This is a genomic window from Acinetobacter sp. 24-47-62, from assembly GCF_056779765.1.
On the sequence record NZ_JBWYIN010000002.1, the window covers coordinates 43,041 to 64,342 of the forward strand.

Sequence of the window (21,302 nt, forward strand, 5' to 3'; positions counted from 1 at the left end):
TGATACAGCCACACTTATTTGAATCGACTATGTCACAATTTCACGGCTGAGATCAATTTTTTCATCGCAGTTGGAATGCCCATTTCTGTTACAACTTGTGGAGCGAGCCATTCACCTTCTAATTCTGTTTGGAGGTATTCCATCTGGTCGAGATCAACATGGAAAATATGTGCATTCAGTAACCAGGTAAAGTGGGTGAAACTGTGTGAAATTTGAGTTGGTAATTGATTACTCACCAAACCATATTGCTGAGTCAATTGACTAAATTCTGAAGTTTCATCAATGATGGGTAAGGTCCATAAACCACCCCATAAGCCTGAATGCGGACGTTGTTGCCATAACCATGTATTTTCAGTACTTCGCAGTAATAAAACATCCGCAGTCTTTATAGGCACTGCTTTTTTTGGCTTTTTAAATGGTAACTCTTGTGTCAGACCCTGCTTTAAAGCTTGGCATTCTGACTGCATTGGACAGTACAGGCAAAGTGGTTTTTTAGGAGTACAAATTGTTGCACCCAAATCCATAATGGCTTGCGTGTAATCATGGTTGCGTTGTTCAGGACAGAGTTGCTCGGCTAATTCCCACATTGCACGTTCATGGACAGGCTTTGATAAATCATCTTCAATGGCAAAGAAACGTGCTAAAACACGCTTAACATTTCCATCCATTATCACGCCGTATTTGCGTAATCCAAGTGACATCAATGCACCAGCAGTTGATCTACCTATTCCTGGCAGGGCCATCCAAGCTTCTAAAGTCTCTGGAAAATGTCCATTTTGACTTACGATTGTGGCTGCTTTATGCAGGTTGCGAGCACGCGCATAATAGCCTAGACCTGCCCAGTAAGGAGCAACTTCATCCCAAGTAGCATGACCTAAATCGGTGACCGTCGGAAAGCGCTCAATAAAACGATCATAGTATTTCAGAACAGTTTTCACTTGGGTTTGCTGCAACATAATTTCAGAGACCCAAACTTTGTAAGGATCATCTGCGACTTGCCATGGCAGGTCATGTCGACCATGTACATCAAACCAATCCAGTAACGCAGTTGAAAAAGAAAACATGAAAATACCATTAATACAATCTGTGCTCAGTATAACCAATCTAGGCAAAGACCTTTTAAAAAAGCATGAAAAAAGGCGCATATTGCGCCTTTTTGTAAAATCAACATTACTCTTGAATAATGCCCCAACGACTATCTAATTTAAGCGGTTGGTTTTTGTAACGAGGAATAATATGGATGTGTAAATGTTCCGACTCTTCATCGCCAAAAACTTTGCCATCATTAAAAGCGATATGAAAGCCTTCCGGATGATGACGGATTTTTAACTCGTTACGTGCCAGTTCTAACAACGACTGTAAACTTTTACGCTCTTTATCGGTAATTTCAAAAAAAGAACTCACATGACGTAAAGGAATAATAACGGAATGTCCTTTAGTCAACGGCTGCTGTTCTGGCAAAATCACACCGAATTCATTTTTATCAATCACATCATATTCATCGTGATTGCAATAAGTACATTGTTCACTCATCCTTATATTCCTCTTATATTTTATCTTCTTTCTTCAATAATCTTAGCGCTAATAAACTTTGAAAGTAATTAATCTAAGTGACGCGACAGTAACTCATACATCGCAGCTAAGCTTTTTTCCTCAGCTTCAGCGTTATAACCGAGATCTACACCATTGGCTTTTGCCCGTTCATCAGCTTGTGGATTGCTAAAACCATGTTTTGCATCCTCAAAGATAATGACCTCATGTGGCACCTGAGCTGCAAACATTTCTTCTTTAAATTGTGCCACATCATCTAGCGTGACCATGCTATCTAGCTCACCATGCAAAACCAGAATTTCAGCTTTTACTTGACCTTGTTGAGCAGGTGTTTGCGCAGATAAATTAGCATGGAAGGTAGCAACTGCTTTTAAGTTCGCACCAGAGCGAGCAAGATCTAAAACAACTTTTCCGCCGTAACAAAAACCAATCGCAGCTAATCGAGTTGCGTCAACTTCAGGCTGTGCAGATAAAGTGTCTAACGCAGCTGTAGCGCGTTGTACAATCGTTTCAGGCTGTGCGAAAGTTTGCATCATCCACTCATTTGCTTGAGAAGCTTCAGTGGTTACCTTTTTGTCGCCGTACATATCAATGGCAAAAGCAGCATATCCTTGTTCTGCAAGTTCTCGAGCACGTTGTTCTGTATATTCATTACGACCCCACCACTCTGGGGCTACAATAATACCTGCAGCTCCTGAAGAGTTTTCAGGTGCGGCAAAATAACCAATCAATTGAGTACCATCTGCCGCTTTATACTGAATTTCTCTTGTTTGAATTGCTGAAGTCATTATTGAAAGTCCTTTCGTTTATGAAAATCAGCAAAGATTAAAGCATAAATGTTTTCCGAAGTGATGAATTTGCAATAAGAAAGTAAAATCAAATGTGAGAATTTATGAAAGATTGGAATATATAAAACGCGTATCAATGAACAGATAAAAAGAAATAAAAAAAGAAGAAGGAGTACCTTCTTCTTTTCATCAATCTTGTGTTTTCAATTTAATCTAGTGATTTAGAACACTAGACTTTGCCTCTTGAGATAAAGCCTACAATTGCGAGAATCACTGCAATCACAAGTAAGATAATTGCGAAATCTTTAGATAAGCCTGCTACACCACCAAACCCTAGCAAACTTGCTATCAATGCAATCACTGCAAAAATAATCGCCCAACGGAACATTTTGATTCTCCATAAATTTTTATTAATGTTCATTCAGTATAAGAAAATAAACTGAGCAAAATGTATACAAAGGGTATTTTAACGTAGAGTATTGATATTCTTTAGTTAATCAACTGTAACTGAGATTGATGAAATTTTATGAGAATTATTAGTGATATACTGACTCAAATTTTTGATATTTAGCTGAATCATGAGCACATCTTTACGCCCTGAATTTTGGAAACATTATTCACTGTTTGAAATGAACCAAGCAGAATGGGAGGCACTGTGTGATGGTTGTGGTATGTGTTGTTTGGTTAAATTAGAAGATGATGAAACCGAAGAAATCGCATATACCAAAGTGGCGTGCAAACTTCTAGATTGTCAGACGGGGCATTGTTCAGATTATGAAAATCGTCAGGTGCATGTACCTGACTGTATTCAGTTAACGCCTGAAAAATTACAACAAATACGATGGCTACCTTCGAGTTGTGCATATCGACGTATTAATGAAGGTAAAAAGCTACCGAATTGGCATCACTTGGTGACAGGCAATAAACAAAGTGTGATTAGTGCTCGAAAATCTGTAGCAGGTCGTTGTATATCTGAACAGCTTGTTAATGAAAATGAAATAGATGAATACATCGTGCGGTGGGTACGCTAGTACATTCAATTGCTAGACTACACATATTTTGTAATATAAAAACACTTTTAAAATGATCATTGCCGTTTAATCCTTGAGACTGATATTCAAGGATTTAAAAAGGGAAAGGCATGTTAAAAGCTGCAAAACTAATTTGGATTGTTGGTTTGAGCGGAATCATAATGGCGTGTCATGCCAATCAAAATAAAGCCACTGAAGCACAGAATCCGCAGGAATCAACAGTCAAAAACGAGAATTCAAAAGCTCAAGAACAACGATATCAAGTTGAAAAAATTGCTCTATTTGATGAACCATGGGCGATTGCAACTTTACCAAATGGTCAACTGTTAATTACAGAAAAGTCAGGCATACTTAAGTTGTTTGACCCACAATCAAAACGTAGTTTTAACGTGGCTGGTGTGCCTCAAGTTGCTTATGGCGGACAAGGTGGGTTAGGTGATGTTTCGATTCATCCTAATTTCAATAATAACGCTTGGTCATATCTCAGTTATGCCGAAGAAAAAAATGGATTGTTTGGTGCAGTGGTAATCCGAGCGAAATTGGATTTATCGAATATCGAAGCACCGAAACTGACGGATATCGAACGCATATGGGAGCAAGTCCCTAAAGTGTCGGGTCAGGGGCATTATGCACATCGTATAGTGTTTGACCAGCAAGCGAATTTATGGATTAGTTCAGGGGAACGGCAGAAGTTTCAGCCTGCACAAGATATGCAGTCTAATCTAGGTAAAATTGTATATTTGTATGATGATGGTCGTGCTCAAGAATCTAATCCATTTGCCAAACAAGGTGGTGTCTCAGCGCAGATTTGGAGTTTAGGTCATCGTAATCCTTTAGGTATGGCATTTGATCATCAAAATCGTTTGTGGGTGGCAGAAATGGGCCCTAAAGGTGGCGATGAGTTCAATCTTATTGAAAAAGGTAAGAATTATGGCTATCCAATTGTATCTAATGGTGATCACTATGATGGGAAACAGATTCCGAATCATGAAACGCGACCTGAATTCATAGCCCCTAAACTTGATTGGTCTCCAGTGATTTCACCCTCGAGTCTGATTTTTTATAAATCTAACTATTTTCCACAATGGAAGAACAAAGCCTTAATCGGTGGATTATCATCGAAAGCCATTATTGTGGTAGATCCACAATCTGAACCTGTACGAGAAATTCAGCGCTTGGATATGGGGGTTCGAGTACGAGACTTGCATGAAGCGAAGGATGGCACAATTTGGGGAATAGAAGATGGACCGCAAGCTTATTTATTCAAATTAAAAGCAAAACTCGAATCTGAGTAAAATGAAAAATGTTGAATAGTGATGGTTGTTTTGACTATTAATATTGGAATTTGACTATTACATAGTAGACTAGTCAACAGCACTTTGAGATCTATAAAAAATATGTCCGATACACAAATTCCGCTACCTGAACGCTTACGTCCACGTGATTTGTCTGAGATTATCGGACAAGATCATTTACTTGGTGAAGACGCACCTTTACGTCAAATGATTGACCAAGGACATTTACCTTCGATTATTTTTTGGGGGCCTCCAGGCGTCGGCAAGACCACCATTGCGCTATTGTTAGCTCAAGCTGTAGATCGTACTTTTATTAGCTTGTCTGCACTCAACACTGGTGTTAAAGAGCTTCGAGAAATCATTGGGGAAAGTGGTGATCTCATTGTACCAGTGGTTTTTATTGATGAAATTCATCGTTTTAATAAATCTCAACAAGATGCCTTACTGAGCGCAGTAGAAAAAGGCAAGATTACTCTGGTTGGTGCAACCACAGAAAATCCTTCTTTTGAAGTCAATAATGCTTTGTTGTCGCGCTGTCAGGTGTATACGCTGAATGCATTATCTGAGCATGATATTCAACATTTAATTGAACGTGCACTCAAGCAAGACCAATTTCTGAAAGACCGTCATATTCACATCGAAGAATATGATGCATTAATTCAATTTGCCGCAGGTGATGCTCGTAAAGCACTCAATTTATTGGATCTCATTGCGAGCACATTTGAAGCAGATGTTGAAAATATTGTCACCAATGCCATCGTGGTGAAAGTAGCTCAACAAAATATTGCGCGATATGACAAATCTGGTGAGCAGCACTATGATTTAGTCTCAGCATTCATTAAATCAATTCGTGGAAGTGATCCTGACGCTGCACTATATTGGATGGCGAGAATGTTAAAGGGGGGGGAAGATCCAGTCTTTATTGCGCGTCGGATGTTGATAGCCGCTTCGGAAGATATTGGAAATTCTAATCCTAATGCGTTGTTATTGGCTGGGGAGTGTTTTAGGTCCGTTCAAGCGGTTGGGATGCCAGAATGCCGTATTATTTTAGGACAATGTGCAGTGTATTTGGCCACAAGCGCGAAAAGTAACAGCACTTACTTAGCAATCAATAAAGCATTAGAGTTGGCTGAACGTACGTCAAATCTTCCAGTTCCATTGCATTTAAGAAATGCTCCAACCAAGTTAATGAAAGAGCAGGGATATGGTGTAGATTACTTATATCCACATCACTATCCAGAACATTTCGTGTTGCAGGATTATATGCCTCCAGAGCTGAAAGGCACCAAATTGTACGAATCAGCTCGTAATAAGCGTGAAGTCGAAGCAGAGCGTTTACAGCAGCGACGTTGGCAGCAAGAGCAGCAACAACAATAAAAAAAAGCCCAGTTCTATAGGAAGCTGGGCGAAAAGCGATTCATCTGGTCGGCAACTACAGTCTCTCTCTTGAGCCACCAACTCCTGTAGTTGCCTGGTATAAAAATATATTAGTTGAACTTAGTGATATTGTAAAAACGATCATTTTAATAAATAGCATTAATTTATTCGATTAATGGGGGTAAATTTAAAAACAAAAACAACAATTGAGTTTTTTAATGATCAATGACCCAGATTTGTCATCTTATTTAAATATCGATTCGATAAATTAATAGCATTACCAATGAGGAGAGAGCATTGGTAATGCGACTTAACAAAAATAATGAATGTATAACAACAATTTGAAAATATAAAAATAATATCAACAGATACAAAAAAGCCGAGTCATATGACTCGGCTTTATTTTATCTAAATTTTGATTTAGATATCAGAAAGGTCAACACCGATACGTGTAGCAACTTCTTCATAAGCTTCAACCACACCACCTAAACCTTGGCGGAAACGGTCTTTATCTAATTTTTTCTTGGTATCTTTGTCCCATAGACGGCAACCATCTGGAGAGAACTCATCACCAAGAACGATACGGTCATGGAACACACCAAATTCAAGTTTAAAATCAACTAAAAGCATGTTGCCTTGAGCAAAAAGATCTTTTAACACCACGTTTACTTGGTGAGTTAACTCTTTCATACGCTCAAGTTGCTCAGCAGTAGCCCAACCTAAAGCAATGGCTTGAGATTCATTCACCATTGGGTCGCCCAAAGCGTCATCTTTGAAAAATAATTCAAATGTAGGTGGTGTAAGTTCTAAACCTTCTTCAACACCCAAACGACGGCAAAGCGAACCAGCTGCATAGTTACGGATTACACATTCAACTGGAATCATGTTTAACTTTTTAACCAAAACTTCGTTTGGTGTTAAAAGTTTTTCGAAATGAGTTTCGATACCTGCAGCTGCAAGTTTTTCCATGATAAAGGCGTTAAAACGGTTGTTCACCTTACCTTTGCGATCTAGCTGTTCGATTTTTTCGCCATTAAATGCTGAGGCATCATCACGAAAGACTAAAATCAGGTGGTCTGCACTATCGGTTTCATAAACGGATTTAGCTTTACCAGTATAGAGCAAGGTTTGTTTTAACATGGTGGAACCTTTTTCAGAAAAAATATGCCTAGAACGACTAGGCTGGCCAGTTTTGATAAATCTGGGTTAACAGGCTCGCAGCTTTTTGTTTGTCTGCAAACGCGTTAGTTGGGGTAAACACGGCCAAGGTATGACTCGAACCTACAGATGTCAGTTTAAGCACTAAACTTTCACCATCCACTTGAATTGTCGCGGAATGGGGATTCTTAGGTTGATTGACAAAGTTGTAGTTGAGGCTACTGAGGGTGGCGATTGTGTATTGCCAAATTGTAGCAGAATTTCCGTCAATTTTGATCAACGGATTGCCATTTCCATCAGTTAAAAGTTGTGGACGACCGACAGCAGTTGATTGTTCACTCTCAACAGGATTAGAAACGGTTGGTGCCACATTAGGACGAGGTAGCTCGAAACGATTACCTCGCTTATTAACCATTTGTGGCGCATTGTCTATTGCAAGCTGTTCAACAACAGGCGCTGGATAAAGCGGTGTTGCTGGTCTAACCATTGAACCTTCAGGAAATTTAAGCGGGGTTTGTGCAGTAGATTTTTTATAATCGAGTGAACCATTATCGATACCAATCGTACTACAACCGACCATGCTGAGGGCTGAAAGGGCAAGGGGTAAGCCAAAACGTAGTTGCATAGTTGTTATACTCTTCTTTAAATAATGCTCGCAGCTTTTAATGCATCACGCAGTGAAGCTCGATATTGTTCTGCTAATGGAGTAAGTGGTAAACGGATACCTGTACCAATTAATCCCATTTCATGAAGTGCCCATTTCACAGGAATTGGGTTTGATTCACAAAATAGAATTTCGTGTAAATTTGCAACTTGATCATTAATTGCTTTTGCTTGAGCTGCATCACCCACTAAACCAGCGGCACACACTTGGCTCATTTGCTTTGGAGCAACGTTAGCGGTCACAGAAATATTACCTTTCGCACCATGCTCAATCAGTTGATATGCTGTTGCGTCATCACCTGAATAGACCACCATTTCTTTGCCTTCAAGTGCTTTTAAAAGCTCAGCACCGCGAGGAACATCACCTGTTGCATCTTTAATACCTACGATTTGAGGAATATCAGCAAGACGAACTACAGTTTCATTGCTCATATCAACGCCAGTACGGCCAGGTACGTTATAAAGAATTTGCGGTAAATCAACAGCTTCAGCAATTGCTTTGTAATGCTGATACAAGCCTTCTTGAGTCGGTTTGTTATAATATGGCGTTACTAAAAGTGCAGCATCTGCACCAAGCTCTTTAGCTTCTTTGGTAAGCTCAATCGCTTCATGCGTTGAGTTTGCGCCTGTGCCGGCAATAATTGGAATGCGTTTATTGGCTACACGAATTATTTCTTTGATCACTTGAGTGTGTTCAGCCATGCTTAAGGTCGAAGCTTCACCTGTTGTTCCCACGGCAACGATACTATTTGTACCTTGTTCAATGTGCCATTCAACAAGCTTCTCGAGACCCTTCCAATCAACAGTTCCATCTTCAAACATTGGAGTGACGATTGCGACGATTGAGCCTTGAATTACCTGAGCTTGCTGAGTAGTCATTTTAAAACACGATCCTATTTTTCCATCCAGTGAAGGTTGAGAAGCGAAGTTTGGATGGGTATGTATTTTGATTTATATCACGATCCAATATGCCTGCATACTGGATAATGCGTATGCAAATTATGAACTAAGCAACCAATAAGAACAATATGAATTCACTTCAGTCAAAAAAAAGTTTAGTTAAAACAAGTAACTTTTTTTAAAAAAAGCAATTTTAAGACCTTATGGTTAGGCATTTAAATAACAGTGAAGATAGATGTTCGTCTATGAAAGTATTGCGGATAAAAATGAAAATTCGAACTAAAATCTGACCAATTTACCCTGAATTAATAGCTTATATCACTTACATCAGATTTAAGATGTATGTATATACAGGTGAATAGACTAATAATTTTTAAATTATGTGATTATTATAATTTATAAAACGTCTTATTTTTTTTACTTAAAGGTTAAATTATTCTAATACTTATAGATTTTATAATAGATTTTTCTTGGTTTTTTCCTAAATAAAAAAAATAATTAATCGTTTTGAAGACTAGAATTTATTTTGGTTGGCAAGAGGTATGAAATTTAATCTTATTTTGATTACATTTTATTACACCATTTGATAACTCTCACTTTCATTGACTTACATAGATAATCGGGCATCGGACTCAAATGCTGATGAGTGAGGGAAGTTCAATGCAAGAATCAGTAAGTAACAAACATGCAATTTTGACGGTAGGTATCTGCTTCCTCATTGCAGTAATTGAAGGCTTAGATATTCAGGCTGCAGGTATTGCAGCTGCGGGTATTCGTGAACATTTTGGTTTAGATAGTTCACAATTAGGTGTGTTTTTTAGTGCCGGTATTTTAGGTCTGTTACCTGGGGCACTGGTAGGTGGGCGTATTGCGGACCGTATTGGTCGTAAAACAGTTTTAATTTGGTCTGTTGCTGTTTTCGCTGTATTCACTTTATGTACGGTATGGGTAAATAGTTTTAACAGTTTATTGGCTGTACGTTTCCTTGCAGGTGCAGGACTAGGTGCAGCAATGCCAATTCTCATCACTTTGGCTTCTGAAGCAGTAACCCCACAAAATCGTGGTCGCGCTGTTGGGCTAATGTATTGCGGTATGCCTGTCGGTGCTGCGATCTTATCTTTAATTGCAAGTACAGATTTCGGTGCTAACTGGAAAAATATTTTCTATCTTGGTGGTTTATTACCATTAATTGTTATTCCAGTGATGATGAAGTTCTTACCTGAATCTAAAGAATTCTTGAAAACGCAAAATAGAACTGAAGCTGAAATTGCAGAAGCTCCACAAGGTTCGTTTAAAGATTTATTTAATTCACAGAATCTTCTTCGTACGATGTTCATCTGGTGTAGCTATTTCTTCACGCTCATGGTGGTTTACATCATGCTCAGCTGGTTACCTTCTCTATTCCAAGAATTAGGTTTCTCAAGAAAAGAAGGTGCGACAGCGCAATTCTACTTCATGGTAAGTGCTACTGTAGGTACTGTGATTTTAGGTGTATTAACTGACCGCTGGAAAAAAGCTTATGTGATCTTGTTAATGTACGGTGGTATTTTGGCTGGCCTTCTTGCGTTGAATGCAGCAAGCTCACTCACACAAATGTATTTGGCTTCAGCATTGGTTGGTGCTTTCGTGATTGGCTGTCAAGGTGTGCTTTACGCATTTGGTGGTATTGTGTACCCAACAGAAGTACGTGGTACAGGTGTTGGTGTAGCATCAGCAGTAGGTCGTATCGGTGCTATGCTTGGGCCAGCAATTGCAGGATCATTGTTAACGGCAGGATTTGGTGCAGCAGGCGTAATCTCTGCAGCAATCCCTTGTATTATTATTTCTGCGATCTTCATGTTAATGTTGGTACGTCGTATCCAGAATTAAGACAAAAACATAGATTAAAGCCTGCTTGATGCAGGCTTTTTTTATAGAGTTTTCTTATCAAATTTTCTACTCAAACAATTGTAGTTCTCATGATCCTATGCAATAGTCCCTAACAATTTCAAAAATATAGGGAGCTGAAAAGGATGTTCCAACCACAACAAAGTGCACTTATCGTTGTTGATGTTCAGAATGGATTTACCCCTGGGGGAAATTTGGCGGTAGCAAATTCAGATCAAATTATTCCAACCATTAATTTACTTGCTCGGCATTTTGACAATGTTGTCCTTACCCAAGATTGGCATCCTCAAGACCATATTTCATTTTTTGAAAATCATCCTGGAAAGTCTGCTTATGAGACGATTGAATTAGCTTATGGCCGCCAGGTGTTATGGCCTTCACATTGTGTGCAGGGTACACATGATGCAGATTTTCATCCAGACTTGAATATATCCAAAGCGCAGTTGGTCATTCGTAAAGGTTTTCATCCACATATTGATAGTTATTCTGCCTTTTTAGAAGCTGATCATCGAACATCGACTGGCTTAGCAGGTTATCTGCGTGAGCGTGGAATTCGTGACATCTTCATTGTCGGGATCGCCACTGATTTTTGTGTGGCTTGGACGGCAATTGATGCTGCAAAATTAGGTTTTAACAGTTATGTCGTGTCAGATGCGACTAAAGGCATCGATTTAAATGGTTCGTTGCAACATGCATGGCAAGAAATGCTTGCACAAGGTGTGAAACGAATTTACGCCAAAGAACTGATGACTCTCAGACACTCAGCGCAGACCATTTAAAGGCATGGCTCAAGATCATACGTCGTTAATCCAACAAGTGAACTTCTAAATGAAAGCTATCAATCAATTCGTGCAGAAAACCTTTGCGCTGTGGGTACTCTTATTTGCAGGAATTGCCATGTATATGCCAGAAGCTTTTATTTGGCTTAAGTCTTATATCACTTGGATGCTCGGGATTATCATGTTTGGCATGGGAATGACCCTGTCGTGGGAAGATTTTAAAAGTGTTCTCAGCCAGCCTAAGGCGGTTGCCGTTGGCGTGAGTGCTCAATTTATAGTGATGCCATTATTGGCATGGGGATTGTGCATAGCATTTCGATTACCCGCTGAAATTGCCGTTGGCGTACTCCTTGTTGGATGTTGTCCCGGAGGTACAGCATCTAACGTCATTGCTTATATGGCAAAGGCAAATGTGGCTTTGTCCGTCGCGTGTACCTCAGTTTCAACGATGTTAGCACCTTTGCTGACACCATTGATTTTTTATCTCTTAGCGAGTCAGTGGATCGATATAGATGCGGTAGCAATGCTTGTATCGGTAATGCAAGTGATTTTGTTCCCTATCATTTTAGGGGTGATCGTGAGCGGCCTATTTAAGCAAAAAATAGATCGATATATCGCAATGATGCCTATGGTTTCAGTCATCGCGATTGTATTGATTGTGGCTGCGATTATTGCTGGAAGCAAAATGCAAATTTTACAGTCAGGGTTACTGATCCTTGCTGTTGTAATTTTACATAATGGATTAGGATATTTTATAGGTTATTGGGCTGCAAAATTATTGCAGCTCAATCAAGCAGATGCTAAAGCAGTTTCGATAGAAGTAGGGATGCAAAATTCTGGCTTAGGCGTTGCTTTAGCTGCGGTTCATTTTGCGGCAACCCCCATTACAGCACTTCCAAGTGCAATTTTTAGTTTGTGGCACAATATTTCTGGACCCGTCTTGGCAAGTTATTGGGCGACGCGTGACAAAGCTGTCCTTAAAAAAAATAAGTATGACGGTGATGTGATTAAGTAGCTGATTTTATTTCATTAACTGATCTAGAAATTCTTTTTCAGTCATGATGTGAATACCATGTTGCTTTAAAAGCGCTGCTGTAACACCGTCCGCATTTATTTTTGACCCCGAAAAAGAGCCATCATAAATCTGACCAAAACCACATGATGGACTTTTAGCTTTCAAAATCGCATGAGTAATCCCATGTTTTTTCGCAAAAGCTAAGGTCTGTTTGGCACCTAAAATAAATGCTTCGGTAACATCTTTTCCCGAAAGATCAAATACTTTTGCATGACCACTCAAAACATCGGAGCCTGTTCCTTTTTGAATTTCAGCAGGGGCTCTGGGAGTGCTAAGTCCTCCAGAAATTTCAGGGCAGATTACGACGGCCTGATCGGTATCAATCAGCGTTTTAATTTTTTCTTGAAGGCAATGTTGACCATCGTAGCGAACTGGATGTCCGACTAAACATGCACTGATAAGATATTTCATTTGATAAAAAAAAGACCGATAATTTTCATTATCGATCTTTTTAAGTGTAGATCAAATTGAATTATTCAACCGTAACTGACTTAGCTAAGTTACGCGGCTGATCTACATCGGTACCACGTAGTACAGCGACATGATAGGACAAAAGCTGCACAGGAATACTGTATACGATTGGTGATAATAGTGCTGAAACGCTCGGAACTTGAACGACGTGTTGGCGCTCTTTCTCCTTAATGCCACTATTTTCATCTGCAAATACAAACAGCTCACCACCACGTGCTTGAACCTCTTCCATATTTGATTTGAGCTTATCAAGCATGTCATCCTGAGGAGCAAGAATGACAACAGGCATATCATTATCAACTAAGGCCAATGGGCCGTGTTTCAACTCACCAGCTGCATAACCTTCAGCATGAATATATGAAATTTCTTTCAGCTTAAGCGCTCCTTCAAGCGCGATTGGGAACTGTGTTCCACGACCTAAAAATAGGCAATGTTGTTTTTCAACAAACAATTCAGATAGGCGTAAAATTTCTTTATCACATTGTAATGTATCAAGAATCACTTTAGGTGTATGCCACAATCCAGTAATGATTTCAGTTACTTGTTCATTAGAAATCGTTTGTTTAACTTGACCGAACTTAAGCACGAGAAGCATCAAGGCAGCAAGTTGTGTGGTGAATGCTTTGGTCGACGCAACCCCAATTTCTGGACCTGCTAATGTCAATAAGCTGTAATCTGTTTCACGCACCATGGAAGATGTTGCAACGTTACAGATCGTCATCGTGGTGATATTAATATTTTTCGCTTTGGCACGTTTTTGTGTATCACGAAGAGCAGCCAATGTGTCGGCAGTTTCACCTGATTGAGAAATACACACATAGAGTGTATTGTTCACGATGACTGGAGTGCGATAGCGGAACTCACTTGCAATTTCAACTTGGCAAGGTACATCAATCAGTTGTTCAAACCAATATTTTGCGATCATGCCTGCATGGTAACTGGTACCGCAAGCGATGATTTGAACTTGCTGAATCTGAGAAAAATCTTCTACAGCATTTGCAAGAAAATCATCACGTAAGTGATCGGCATTTAAGGCTTGAGAGATGGTTTGCTTGATCGCTTCGGGTTGCTCAAAAATTTCTTTCAGCATGTAATGCTTATATTCACCTTTTGAAGCATTACTCACTGTCGCATCAAGTTCTTTGACAGGGCGTTCAACGCGCTCACCTTGTACATAGACTTCAATCGTATCACGTGTTAAACGCGCAATATCACCTTCTTCAAGGTATATAAAACGATTGGTAATCGGTAATAGGGCCAATTGATCAGAACTGATAAAGTTCTCACCAATTCCCACACCGATCACGAGCGGTGAACCTTCACGAACAGTGATCAATTCATTTGGGTAATCTGTATGTACGATACCGAGTGCAAATGCACCTTTGAGTTGAGGCACAACTTGTTCAACGGCTTTAAGCAGGTTAGGAGCAGACTTCAGTGCATCATGAACTAAGTGTGCAACAACTTCAGTATCTGTTTGGGATGTAAACACATATCCTAATGTTTCAAGATCATCTTTAAGCTCTTGGTAATTTTCAATAATACCGTTATGTACCACAGCGACTTGACCAGATATATGCGGATGTGCATTATTTTCTGTAGGTTTGCCATGAGTAGCCCAACGTGTATGTGCGATACCAAGCGCGCCAGTGATTGCTGCTTCTGAAACCGCTTCTTCAAGGTTGATAACTTTACCGACACGACGTTCACGTAAAACTTGACCTGCATTGATTAAAGCTAATCCCGCTGAGTCATAACCACGGTATTCAAGACGCTTTAAGCCTTCAATTAGAATATTCGTTATGCTTCGTTCTGCTACACCGCCGACGATACCACACATATTGTAATCCCCTTAATTCTTAATCTTTTGTGGACGTGGATAATTGTCTTTCACAAATTGTTTAGAGCGTTCTACGGCTAAACTATGATCATCCACATCACGAGTAATCGTCGATCCAGCACCAACTGTTGCACCATTACCAATTTTAACCGGCGCGACTAAAGAGCTGTTTGAACCTATAAAGGCTTGGTCACCAATGATCGTTTTAAACTTGTTGGCACCATCATAATTACATGTGATCGTACCCGCGCCGATATTTGAACCCTCACCCACTTCAGCATCACCTAAGTACGTAAAATGATTGGCTTTAGAGCCTAAACCAATGGTGGTGTTTTTCACTTCAACAAAGTTGCCAATGTGTACTTCATTTGCCAATTTAGCACCAGGGCGCAAACGTGCGAATGGTCCAATTTGAGTCTGCTCACCCACAATGGCTGAATCAAATACGCTATATGGTTGAACTTTCGTGCCTGCAGCAATTTTGGAGTTTTTAATTACACAGCCTGCACCGATTTCGACATTGTCACCAAGTTCACATTCGCCCTCGATAATGACATTGATATCGATACGTACATCTTGACCAACCTTGAGTGAACCTCGGAGATCGAAACGACTCGGGTCGATCAAATGTACACCTTGCTGCATCAGCAATTTCGCTTGGTAGTTTTGGTATTCTCTTTCCAATGCTGCCAATTGCACACGATCATTTACACCTTCAACTTCGAAAGCTAAAGCAGGTTCAACTGAAGCAATTTCGAGTCCATCGTCAATAGCCATTGCTACGATATCTGTTAAATAATATTCGCCTTGCGCATTATTATTATTCAGACGTGGCAACCACTCGTGCAATTTGGCATTGCTTACCGCATAAATGCCAGTATTAATTTCTTGAATTAAACGTTGCGCTTCAGAAGCATCTTTATGTTCAACAATGGCTTGGATTTTACCATTTTCTCTCACGATACGACCGTAACCTGAAGCATCGTCTAGTGTAAGTGTGACTAAGCCAATACCTTTAGATTGTGTTGCTTCAAGTAATTTTTGTAATGTATCGGCTGTAATACAAGGAACATCACCGGATAAAATTAAAGAAATACCATCTTTGGGTAATACAGGTAAGGTCATTTGAACAGCGTGACCTGTACCAAGTTGTTCAGCTTGTTCAACCCAGTCAATATTTTCTGTCGAAAATGCTTGTTTAACTAGAGCGCCGCCGTGACCGAAAATAGTAATAATATTTTCAGCTTGTATTTTTTTTGCGGTTTCAATGACATGCCCTAAGAGTGGACGTCCTGCTAAAGGCTGTAATACTTTTGGTAGTTTTGAACGCATTCGCGTCCCTTTACCTGCAGCAAGAATAACAACTGTGGTTGACATACAACATCCTTTCTTTGGAGCTTGGCTTAAGCCATATCAATATAGAGATAAATTATAATACAAAGTGCTGCCCACAGACCTGCGATCAGGTCATCAAGCATAATGCCGAAACCACCGTCGACTTGACGATCAATGACACGAATCGGCCAAGGTTTCCAAACATCAAAGAGACGGAAAAGTGCAAAACCGACCAATAGCCATACCCAATTCATTAGGCCTAGGTAGATTAAAGGGAGAAACGTGATCGATTGCCCCGCAAATTCATCCCACACAATTCGTCCGTCATCATGGACGCGCATTATATCAGCGGCTCTTCCACAAATATATATTCCAATCAATGACATAACGATTATGGCAATCGTGCTATACAAAAAACCTATTGTCATGAAAGCAGGGATAAACAGCAACGCAAAAGCTGAACCAAAAGTACCCGGTGCTTTTGGTGCCAAACCAGAGCCGAATCCAACGCCACAAAAAACAATGAAACGTTCAGACCAAGTCATCGCTTTAAAATTAATTGGTTGTTTTGGCAAAGTGCTGATATCCCTGTAATTCTAGTTCTTGTAGTTGTTGATGATGATAAAAATCTAATTGCTGAGTCTCTTTTACGACACCAATCACCGTGATCGGTGTATCGCAGTGTCGAGCTTTTAATTCATCCAAGGCAGGTGAAGGAATGGTAAAACACAATTCATAATCATCACCACCTGCTAAAGCCAATTGCCATTTTTGTTGATTGGGCAATGCTTGTAAGGCAGGACTAAGTGGAAGTTGATCTAAGTGTAGGTCGGCACCAACATGAGATGCTTTGAGAATATGTCCTAAATCTTGTGCTAAACCATCGGATACGTCAATCATACTATGCGCCAATCCTTTAAGCGCTTGACCGAGTTCACAACGTGGAGTGGGATAATCGAGACGTTTTTTTAAAGCATGATCGGGATATTTTAATCCGAATGCAGCATCACCGACAGTGCCGGATACACAGATTAAATCACCTGCTTGAGCACCAGAACGTGGCACGGCTTTTCCAATATCCACCCAGCCTAGAGCGGTAACTGATAATGTGAGATGTGGGCTTTGCGTTGTGTCGCCGCCAATTAAACTTACTCCAAATTGATCGCAACAATCATACAAACCCTGACTAAACCCTTTTAGCCAGTGATGATCAATTTGGGGTAGGCTCAATGCCAAGAGAATGCTTTGAGGTTTTGCACCCATGGCTGCAATGTCTGAAAGATTCACAGCTACAGATTTCCATCCAATCGCATGGGGATCTGTATCGATGGGGAAATGTCGACCAGCAACGAGGGTATCGGCACAAATGACCAATTGTTGCTGTGGAGGCGGGGTGAGCAGGGCTGAGTCATCACCGACACCTAGATCGACTGAAGAATAACTCGGTCGATTGAAATAGGTGTCAATAATAGAAAACTCAGCCATTTCAACAACAACTTATTTTGCTTGTTGCTTTTCTGCTTCACGTAGGCTTTGTGCCAAACGGTCTAATACACCATTGATGTATTTGTGACTATCTGCACCGCCGAAGTGTTTAGCCAATTCAATTGCTTCATCGAGAACGACGCGATATGGAATTTCAAGATGCTCTTTCAATTCATACGCGCCAAGACGCAAAGTAGCTAATTCAACGCCGTCCAGTGCCGAGATCTCACGATCTAGTACTGGAATTAATAACGCATCCAATGCTTCATGATTTGCAATCACTTGTGTGAGCAACTCGTGATAATAGCTGAGATCCACTTTATGCATGGCATTTTCAGCACGTGTACGTGCTTCAATTTCATGCACAGGGTTGTGGCTCATTTGCCATTCATAAATCCCTTGTACAGCAAAACGACGTGCTTTGCGTTTAGCTGCATAAGTAGCTTGGAGTGTCTGCGACATGCTTTAGATCGCCTTTAGCAAGTTAACCATTTCAATTGCAGTCAAGGCAGCTTCACCACCTTTATTACCTGCTTTTGTACCTGAACGCTCGATGGCTTGTTCAATGCTGTCTGTAGTCAATACGCCATTGATTACAGGTAAACCAGCTTCTAAACCAACAACACCAAGGCCTTTTGCACATTCACCAGCAACAAAGTCAAAGTGAGGAGTGCTACCGCGAATAACTGCACCAAGTGCAATTACCGCATCAAACTTACCAGAATTTGCGAGTTTTTTCGCCACAACCGGAAGTTCCCAAGCGCCTGGCGCGTGAACGACAGTGATATTATCGTCTTTAACACCATGTCGATGCAATGTATCAATTGCACCTTCTAATAAATGTTCAACAACAAAGCTGTTAAAACGACCAACTAGAATCGCGTAACGATCTTCGCTCGCGAGATGTAATAAACCTTCAATACGGCGAATCGCCATAGCAACCTCGATATTTAATAAGAGTTATGAATGAGAGCTCTGATCAGCTGTGATGTATTCGACCACTTCTAAATTAAAGCCAGACAATGCATTGAAGCGTAAAGGTGAGCTCAGGAGCTTCATTTTCTGTACGCCTAAATCACGTAAAATTTGTGCACCCACACCAATCGTTTGGTATTGCTGCGATAAGGCAGCATTTGACTTGGCTGGTTTTGGCGCAGTTAATGCTTCTAATGCTGGACCTAAATCAGACGGCTGACGTTGTCCAATCCATACCAAGACACCACGATCGCTTTGAGCAATTTCTTTTAAAGCACGATCTAAATTCCAAGCTGCTTCACCATCTTGCTTATTAAGCTTTAATAAGTCTCGCGCCGGATTGAAGCCATGAACGCGAACAGTCGTCACACCCTCTTCAGGTTGACCTTTAACCAATGCCAAATGAATATCAGGATTCCCGACTTCACGATAACGGTAAAGATCAAAAGTACCATACTCGGTATCGAGTTTTTGTTGATCCAAACGCTCTACCGTTTGTTCATTGGTCATACGGTAGTGAATAAGATCAGCAATTGTACCAATTTTTAGACCGTGTTTTTCAGCAAAAATTTCAAGGTCAGCACGACGGGCCATAGTCCCGTCTTCATTGATAATTTCACAAATCACAGAAGCTGGTTCAAGACCTGCAAGACGAGCTAAATCACAACCTGCTTCGGTATGACCTGCACGATGGAGCACACCACCTGGTTGTGCCATGAGTGGAAAAATATGGCCTGGCTGAACGATATCTGCTGGTTTTGCATGTGCCGCAACTGCTGTTTGAATCGTGTGCGCACGTTCTGCTGGAGAAATACCTGTAGAAATGCCATTTGCAGCTTCAATAGAAAGCGTGAAGTTTGTCCCGTGTTGAGCGCCATTCGCATCAACCATCAACGGTAAATTTAATTGTTTGCAGCGTTCACGGCTTAAGGTTAAACAAACTAAGCCACGAGCATGCGTGATCATGAAATTAATGTCTTCAGGTCGTACGTGCGTTGCAGCAATAACGAGGTCGCCTTCATTTTCACGATCTTCATCATCCATCAGGATGACCATTTTTCCTGCACGGATATCTGCTACAAGTTCTTCTACAGTATTGAGCGACATCAACCTTCACCTTTTTGTTATGTCATTCTGACATTTGAATAAATTTGTTGCGCCATAGTCTAACGCTTTTTTAGTCAGTTTGCCTATGCTTATGACTGTACCATTCAACACAGTCCAACTTACACCTTCATAGCACATTGAAAAGAGAGATAAAATTACCAAAAGAGCAATTTTGTATACAAACTAGACGCTTAGTCTAACTTTTCACGACTGTGAGCTTTAAAAAAGAAAAACCAGATTTAACTTAGCATCAAATCTGGTTTACTTATTAAAATTTAATCTAATTAAGAGCTGATTGTGCGATCCGTCGAAGAGCTTTGAGCTTTGCCTTTCAAAATTTCAGTACGGATATTTTGTGCAAGTTCGGCACAGGCTTCGTTCATACCATTAATCATGAAAGCGTGACGTGTTAACACACTGGTTGGATTCGGCATCGGAACCAATTGATAGCATTCACCAATATGCTTTAACTGATCGTGGGTCAAATATAGCGCCATTTCTTTCGCAATCAGGTGATGTGTGAGTCTTTCCGCCGCTTGTACTGAGTCGAGTTGCATTGCTTCCACTGGCGCGGTTACAGCACAGCGCGTTTGTAATACGAACCGTTTATCCTCACGGTAACGTTTATAGAGTACTTCTGACAATAATTGAAACACCGAACCAATCATTAAGATGCAAGCAATCGAGTTATTCTTGAGTGAAGAAATACTGATGACAGCGCCTTGTTGATCAAAACTACGATTCACAACGATATCATCAACATTCAAATGATAATGCGCTGTACACAGTTCGATACTCTTATTTAAGAAAATTTGACATAAATTAAAATAAGGTAAAGAGACAGATTTGTTGACCGTATTAATTAATTGTTTCGGATCATAAAATTGGATATTCAGTGATAAAGCATCCTGATTTAACTGCAGAGTCGGTACTTTTGGCGTAATTGCAGCTTGTTCTTTATTTTGCTCTGGCGTATGAGGTTGTTTAGGCTGACTCTTTTCCAGTTCTAATGCTTCAGTGAGCAGTTTGATCTCATGACGTAAACGGGACTCATTATTTAATCTCGCAAGATATTCGCTACGAGTAGGGCGAGCAATGGCACGATAAGCCAACCATAATAAGCCATGAATAAAGAGTGACGAGAGGATCGCCAGCCATTGTGTTCTTAATATTTCACCGATACTTGATTTAACCAATGTGATTTCCACACTGCCAATTTTCTTTTCATTTTGTAGTGCATCTCGAACGAAGATTTCACCCTGACGCGTCTTAGACAAGCCTGCAGTCGCGAGAACTTGATCTCCTGTGCCAAGAATACGTATATATGCAACACTTGGATTCGTTGCATAGCGGTTGGCTAATAATGCAAGAGATACAGTATTGGCAGGTTCAAGTTCAGTTAAGCTATCTGCGACCAGTTGAGTCGTCATTAGCAAACCTTGGCTTGCACGGTTTTCATTTAATTGATGTGTCGTTGCAATAACCAATAAAAAGGTATGCAAGGCAAAACTTACAATCAGCAGGCTAGCAAATAGCCCTTGTCTAGGCGCATTCAACGTAAACTTCCAAAGAAAATTAATTCAAT

The 21,302-nt window shown here is 40.3% G+C and carries 22 protein-coding genes; 6 read left to right on the forward strand and 16 right to left on the reverse strand.

Features of this window, described 5'->3' with window-relative positions; translation table 11 throughout:
• Nucleotides 1–32: 32 nt before the first annotated feature.
• The 4 genes from mutY to AC1M87_RS01735 all read right to left on the reverse strand — a co-directional run bounded on the left by mutY (nucleotide 33) and on the right by AC1M87_RS01735 (nucleotide 2,727).
• Nucleotides 33–1,064 carry an A/G-specific adenine glycosylase gene (gene mutY / locus AC1M87_RS01720; RefSeq protein ID WP_481592781.1) on the reverse strand — a complete coding sequence of 344 codons (1,032 nt, stop codon included), beginning with the start codon at nucleotides 1,062–1,064 and terminating at the stop codon, nucleotides 33–35.
• A gap of 106 nt (nucleotides 1,065–1,170) precedes the next feature.
• The gene (locus AC1M87_RS01725; RefSeq protein ID WP_265596980.1) at nucleotides 1,171–1,539 is read right to left on the reverse strand and encodes an HIT family protein; all 369 of its coding nucleotides are present in this window, start codon (nucleotides 1,537–1,539) and stop codon (nucleotides 1,171–1,173) included.
• 62 nt (nucleotides 1,540–1,601) lie between these two features.
• Nucleotides 1,602–2,339, reverse strand: coding sequence for a dienelactone hydrolase family protein (locus AC1M87_RS01730; protein WP_035264872.1), 738 nt, complete (start codon nucleotides 2,337–2,339; stop codon nucleotides 1,602–1,604).
• A 229-nt stretch (nucleotides 2,340–2,568) separates the two neighbouring features.
• On the reverse strand, nucleotides 2,569–2,727 hold the full coding sequence (locus tag AC1M87_RS01735; RefSeq protein WP_035264869.1) for a DUF1328 domain-containing protein: 159 nt from the start codon (nucleotides 2,725–2,727) through the stop codon (nucleotides 2,569–2,571).
• A 190-nt stretch (nucleotides 2,728–2,917) separates the two neighbouring features.
• Here AC1M87_RS01735 and AC1M87_RS01740 point away from each other — a divergent pair, with 190 nt between their 5' ends.
• The 3 genes from AC1M87_RS01740 to AC1M87_RS01750 all read left to right on the forward strand — a co-directional run bounded on the left by AC1M87_RS01740 (nucleotide 2,918) and on the right by AC1M87_RS01750 (nucleotide 6,042).
• Nucleotides 2,918–3,370, forward strand: coding sequence for a YcgN family cysteine cluster protein (locus AC1M87_RS01740; protein WP_481591991.1), 453 nt, complete (start codon nucleotides 2,918–2,920; stop codon nucleotides 3,368–3,370).
• Nucleotides 3,371–3,480: 110 nt separating this feature from the next.
• Nucleotides 3,481–4,665, forward strand: a complete 1,185-nt coding sequence (locus AC1M87_RS01745; RefSeq protein WP_481592782.1) for a PQQ-dependent sugar dehydrogenase — start codon at nucleotides 3,481–3,483, stop codon at nucleotides 4,663–4,665.
• 102 nt (nucleotides 4,666–4,767) lie between these two features.
• The gene (locus tag AC1M87_RS01750) at nucleotides 4,768–6,042 is read left to right on the forward strand and encodes a replication-associated recombination protein A (RefSeq protein ID WP_092766586.1); all 1,275 of its coding nucleotides are present in this window, start codon (nucleotides 4,768–4,770) and stop codon (nucleotides 6,040–6,042) included.
• A 420-nt stretch (nucleotides 6,043–6,462) separates the two neighbouring features.
• On the opposite strand, the gene purC is transcribed toward AC1M87_RS01750, so the two are convergent.
• From purC to dapA, 3 genes are read right to left on the reverse strand one after another with little or no spacing between them, the layout of a single operon-like run.
• Nucleotides 6,463–7,182 carry a phosphoribosylaminoimidazolesuccinocarboxamide synthase gene (purC, locus tag AC1M87_RS01755; RefSeq protein ID WP_092766585.1) on the reverse strand — a complete coding sequence of 240 codons (720 nt, stop codon included), beginning with the start codon at nucleotides 7,180–7,182 and terminating at the stop codon, nucleotides 6,463–6,465.
• Nucleotides 7,183–7,219: 37 nt separating this feature from the next.
• Entirely contained in the window at nucleotides 7,220–7,825 is a 606-nt protein-coding gene (locus tag AC1M87_RS01760) for a lipoprotein-34 precursor (NlpB) (RefSeq protein ID WP_035264860.1), read from the reverse strand.
• A gap of 17 nt (nucleotides 7,826–7,842) precedes the next feature.
• On the reverse strand, nucleotides 7,843–8,742 hold the full coding sequence (gene dapA / locus AC1M87_RS01765; protein ID WP_481592783.1) for a 4-hydroxy-tetrahydrodipicolinate synthase: 900 nt from the start codon (nucleotides 8,740–8,742) through the stop codon (nucleotides 7,843–7,845).
• A gap of 681 nt (nucleotides 8,743–9,423) precedes the next feature.
• Here dapA and mhpT point away from each other — a divergent pair.
• The 3 genes from mhpT (at nucleotide 9,424) to AC1M87_RS01780 (ending at nucleotide 12,444) form a co-directional block, all read left to right on the forward strand.
• Entirely contained in the window at nucleotides 9,424–10,632 is a 1,209-nt protein-coding gene (mhpT, locus tag AC1M87_RS01770; protein ID WP_035264856.1) for a 3-(3-hydroxy-phenyl)propionate transporter MhpT, read from the forward strand.
• 143 nt (nucleotides 10,633–10,775) lie between these two features.
• Nucleotides 10,776–11,429, forward strand: coding sequence for a bifunctional nicotinamidase/pyrazinamidase (pncA, locus tag AC1M87_RS01775; RefSeq protein WP_481592784.1), 654 nt, complete (start codon nucleotides 10,776–10,778; stop codon nucleotides 11,427–11,429).
• 49 nt (nucleotides 11,430–11,478) lie between these two features.
• Entirely contained in the window at nucleotides 11,479–12,444 is a 966-nt protein-coding gene (locus AC1M87_RS01780; RefSeq protein ID WP_481592785.1) for a bile acid:sodium symporter family protein, read from the forward strand.
• Nucleotides 12,445–12,450: 6 nt separating this feature from the next.
• Here the strand turns inward: AC1M87_RS01780 and AC1M87_RS01785 are convergent, their stop codons facing one another.
• The 9 genes from AC1M87_RS01785 to AC1M87_RS01825 all read right to left on the reverse strand — a co-directional run bounded on the left by AC1M87_RS01785 (nucleotide 12,451) and on the right by AC1M87_RS01825 (nucleotide 21,273).
• Nucleotides 12,451–12,915: a 2-thiouracil desulfurase family protein gene (locus tag AC1M87_RS01785; RefSeq protein WP_035264844.1), complete on the reverse strand. Its 465-nt coding sequence runs from the start codon at nucleotides 12,913–12,915 to the stop codon at nucleotides 12,451–12,453.
• 61 nt (nucleotides 12,916–12,976) lie between these two features.
• Nucleotides 12,977–14,815, reverse strand: coding sequence for a glutamine--fructose-6-phosphate transaminase (isomerizing) (gene glmS / locus AC1M87_RS01790; RefSeq protein ID WP_481592786.1), 1,839 nt, complete (start codon nucleotides 14,813–14,815; stop codon nucleotides 12,977–12,979).
• Between the two features lie 12 nt (nucleotides 14,816–14,827).
• The gene (glmU, locus tag AC1M87_RS01795) at nucleotides 14,828–16,192 is read right to left on the reverse strand and encodes a bifunctional UDP-N-acetylglucosamine diphosphorylase/glucosamine-1-phosphate N-acetyltransferase GlmU (protein WP_481592787.1); all 1,365 of its coding nucleotides are present in this window, start codon (nucleotides 16,190–16,192) and stop codon (nucleotides 14,828–14,830) included.
• Between the two features lie 26 nt (nucleotides 16,193–16,218).
• Nucleotides 16,219–16,695 carry a phosphatidylglycerophosphatase A family protein gene (locus AC1M87_RS01800; protein WP_481590207.1) on the reverse strand — a complete coding sequence of 159 codons (477 nt, stop codon included), beginning with the start codon at nucleotides 16,693–16,695 and terminating at the stop codon, nucleotides 16,219–16,221.
• A gap of 10 nt (nucleotides 16,696–16,705) precedes the next feature.
• Nucleotides 16,706–17,635: a thiamine-phosphate kinase gene (gene thiL / locus AC1M87_RS01805; protein ID WP_481592788.1), complete on the reverse strand. Its 930-nt coding sequence runs from the start codon at nucleotides 17,633–17,635 to the stop codon at nucleotides 16,706–16,708.
• A 12-nt stretch (nucleotides 17,636–17,647) separates the two neighbouring features.
• Complete coding sequence (gene nusB / locus AC1M87_RS01810) at nucleotides 17,648–18,097, reverse strand: transcription antitermination factor NusB (RefSeq protein WP_035264834.1); 450 nt, start codon at nucleotides 18,095–18,097, stop codon at nucleotides 17,648–17,650.
• Nucleotides 18,098–18,100: 3 nt separating this feature from the next.
• Nucleotides 18,101–18,571: a 6,7-dimethyl-8-ribityllumazine synthase gene (ribH, locus tag AC1M87_RS01815; protein ID WP_035264832.1), complete on the reverse strand. Its 471-nt coding sequence runs from the start codon at nucleotides 18,569–18,571 to the stop codon at nucleotides 18,101–18,103.
• Between the two features lie 24 nt (nucleotides 18,572–18,595).
• A complete protein-coding gene (ribBA, locus tag AC1M87_RS01820) occupies nucleotides 18,596–19,717 on the reverse strand; it encodes a bifunctional 3,4-dihydroxy-2-butanone-4-phosphate synthase/GTP cyclohydrolase II (RefSeq protein WP_035264829.1) in 1,122 nt (373 codons plus the stop codon).
• A gap of 284 nt (nucleotides 19,718–20,001) precedes the next feature.
• Nucleotides 20,002–21,273: a hypothetical protein gene (locus AC1M87_RS01825; protein WP_481592789.1), complete on the reverse strand. Its 1,272-nt coding sequence runs from the start codon at nucleotides 21,271–21,273 to the stop codon at nucleotides 20,002–20,004.
• Nucleotides 21,274–21,302 lie beyond the last annotated feature (29 nt).

Excerpts from the sequence above, each read along its gene's own strand:
- mutY (WP_481592781.1), bottom strand. The coding sequence starts at position 1,064 with ATGTTTTCTTTTTCAACTGCGTTACTGGATTGGTTTGATGTACATGGT.
- AC1M87_RS01730 (WP_035264872.1), bottom strand. The coding sequence starts at position 2,339 with ATGACTTCAGCAATTCAAACAAGAGAAATTCAGTATAAAGCGGCAGAT.
- AC1M87_RS01735 (WP_035264869.1), bottom strand. The coding sequence starts at position 2,727 with ATGTTCCGTTGGGCGATTATTTTTGCAGTGATTGCATTGATAGCAAGT.
- AC1M87_RS01740 (WP_481591991.1), top strand. The coding sequence starts at position 2,918 with ATGAGCACATCTTTACGCCCTGAATTTTGGAAACATTATTCACTGTTT.
- AC1M87_RS01745 (WP_481592782.1), top strand. The coding sequence starts at position 3,481 with ATGTTAAAAGCTGCAAAACTAATTTGGATTGTTGGTTTGAGCGGAATC.
- AC1M87_RS01750 (WP_092766586.1), top strand. The coding sequence starts at position 4,768 with ATGTCCGATACACAAATTCCGCTACCTGAACGCTTACGTCCACGTGAT.
- purC (WP_092766585.1), bottom strand. The coding sequence starts at position 7,182 with ATGTTAAAACAAACCTTGCTCTATACTGGTAAAGCTAAATCCGTTTAT.
- AC1M87_RS01760 (WP_035264860.1), bottom strand. The coding sequence starts at position 7,825 with ATGCAACTACGTTTTGGCTTACCCCTTGCCCTTTCAGCCCTCAGCATG.
- dapA (WP_481592783.1), bottom strand. The coding sequence starts at position 8,742 with ATGACTACTCAGCAAGCTCAGGTAATTCAAGGCTCAATCGTCGCAATC.
- mhpT (WP_035264856.1), top strand. The coding sequence starts at position 9,424 with ATGCAAGAATCAGTAAGTAACAAACATGCAATTTTGACGGTAGGTATC.
- pncA (WP_481592784.1), top strand. The coding sequence starts at position 10,776 with ATGTTCCAACCACAACAAAGTGCACTTATCGTTGTTGATGTTCAGAAT.
- AC1M87_RS01780 (WP_481592785.1), top strand. The coding sequence starts at position 11,479 with ATGAAAGCTATCAATCAATTCGTGCAGAAAACCTTTGCGCTGTGGGTA.
- AC1M87_RS01785 (WP_035264844.1), bottom strand. The coding sequence starts at position 12,915 with ATGAAATATCTTATCAGTGCATGTTTAGTCGGACATCCAGTTCGCTAC.
- glmS (WP_481592786.1), bottom strand. The coding sequence starts at position 14,815 with ATGTGTGGTATCGTCGGCGGTGTAGCAGAACGAAGCATAACGAATATT.
- glmU (WP_481592787.1), bottom strand. The coding sequence starts at position 16,192 with ATGTCAACCACAGTTGTTATTCTTGCTGCAGGTAAAGGGACGCGAATG.
- AC1M87_RS01800 (WP_481590207.1), bottom strand. The coding sequence starts at position 16,695 with ATGACTTGGTCTGAACGTTTCATTGTTTTTTGTGGCGTTGGATTCGGC.
- thiL (WP_481592788.1), bottom strand. The coding sequence starts at position 17,635 with ATGGCTGAGTTTTCTATTATTGACACCTATTTCAATCGACCGAGTTAT.
- nusB (WP_035264834.1), bottom strand. The coding sequence starts at position 18,097 with ATGTCGCAGACACTCCAAGCTACTTATGCAGCTAAACGCAAAGCACGT.
- ribH (WP_035264832.1), bottom strand. The coding sequence starts at position 18,571 with ATGGCGATTCGCCGTATTGAAGGTTTATTACATCTCGCGAGCGAAGAT.
- ribBA (WP_035264829.1), bottom strand. The coding sequence starts at position 19,717 with ATGTCGCTCAATACTGTAGAAGAACTTGTAGCAGATATCCGTGCAGGA.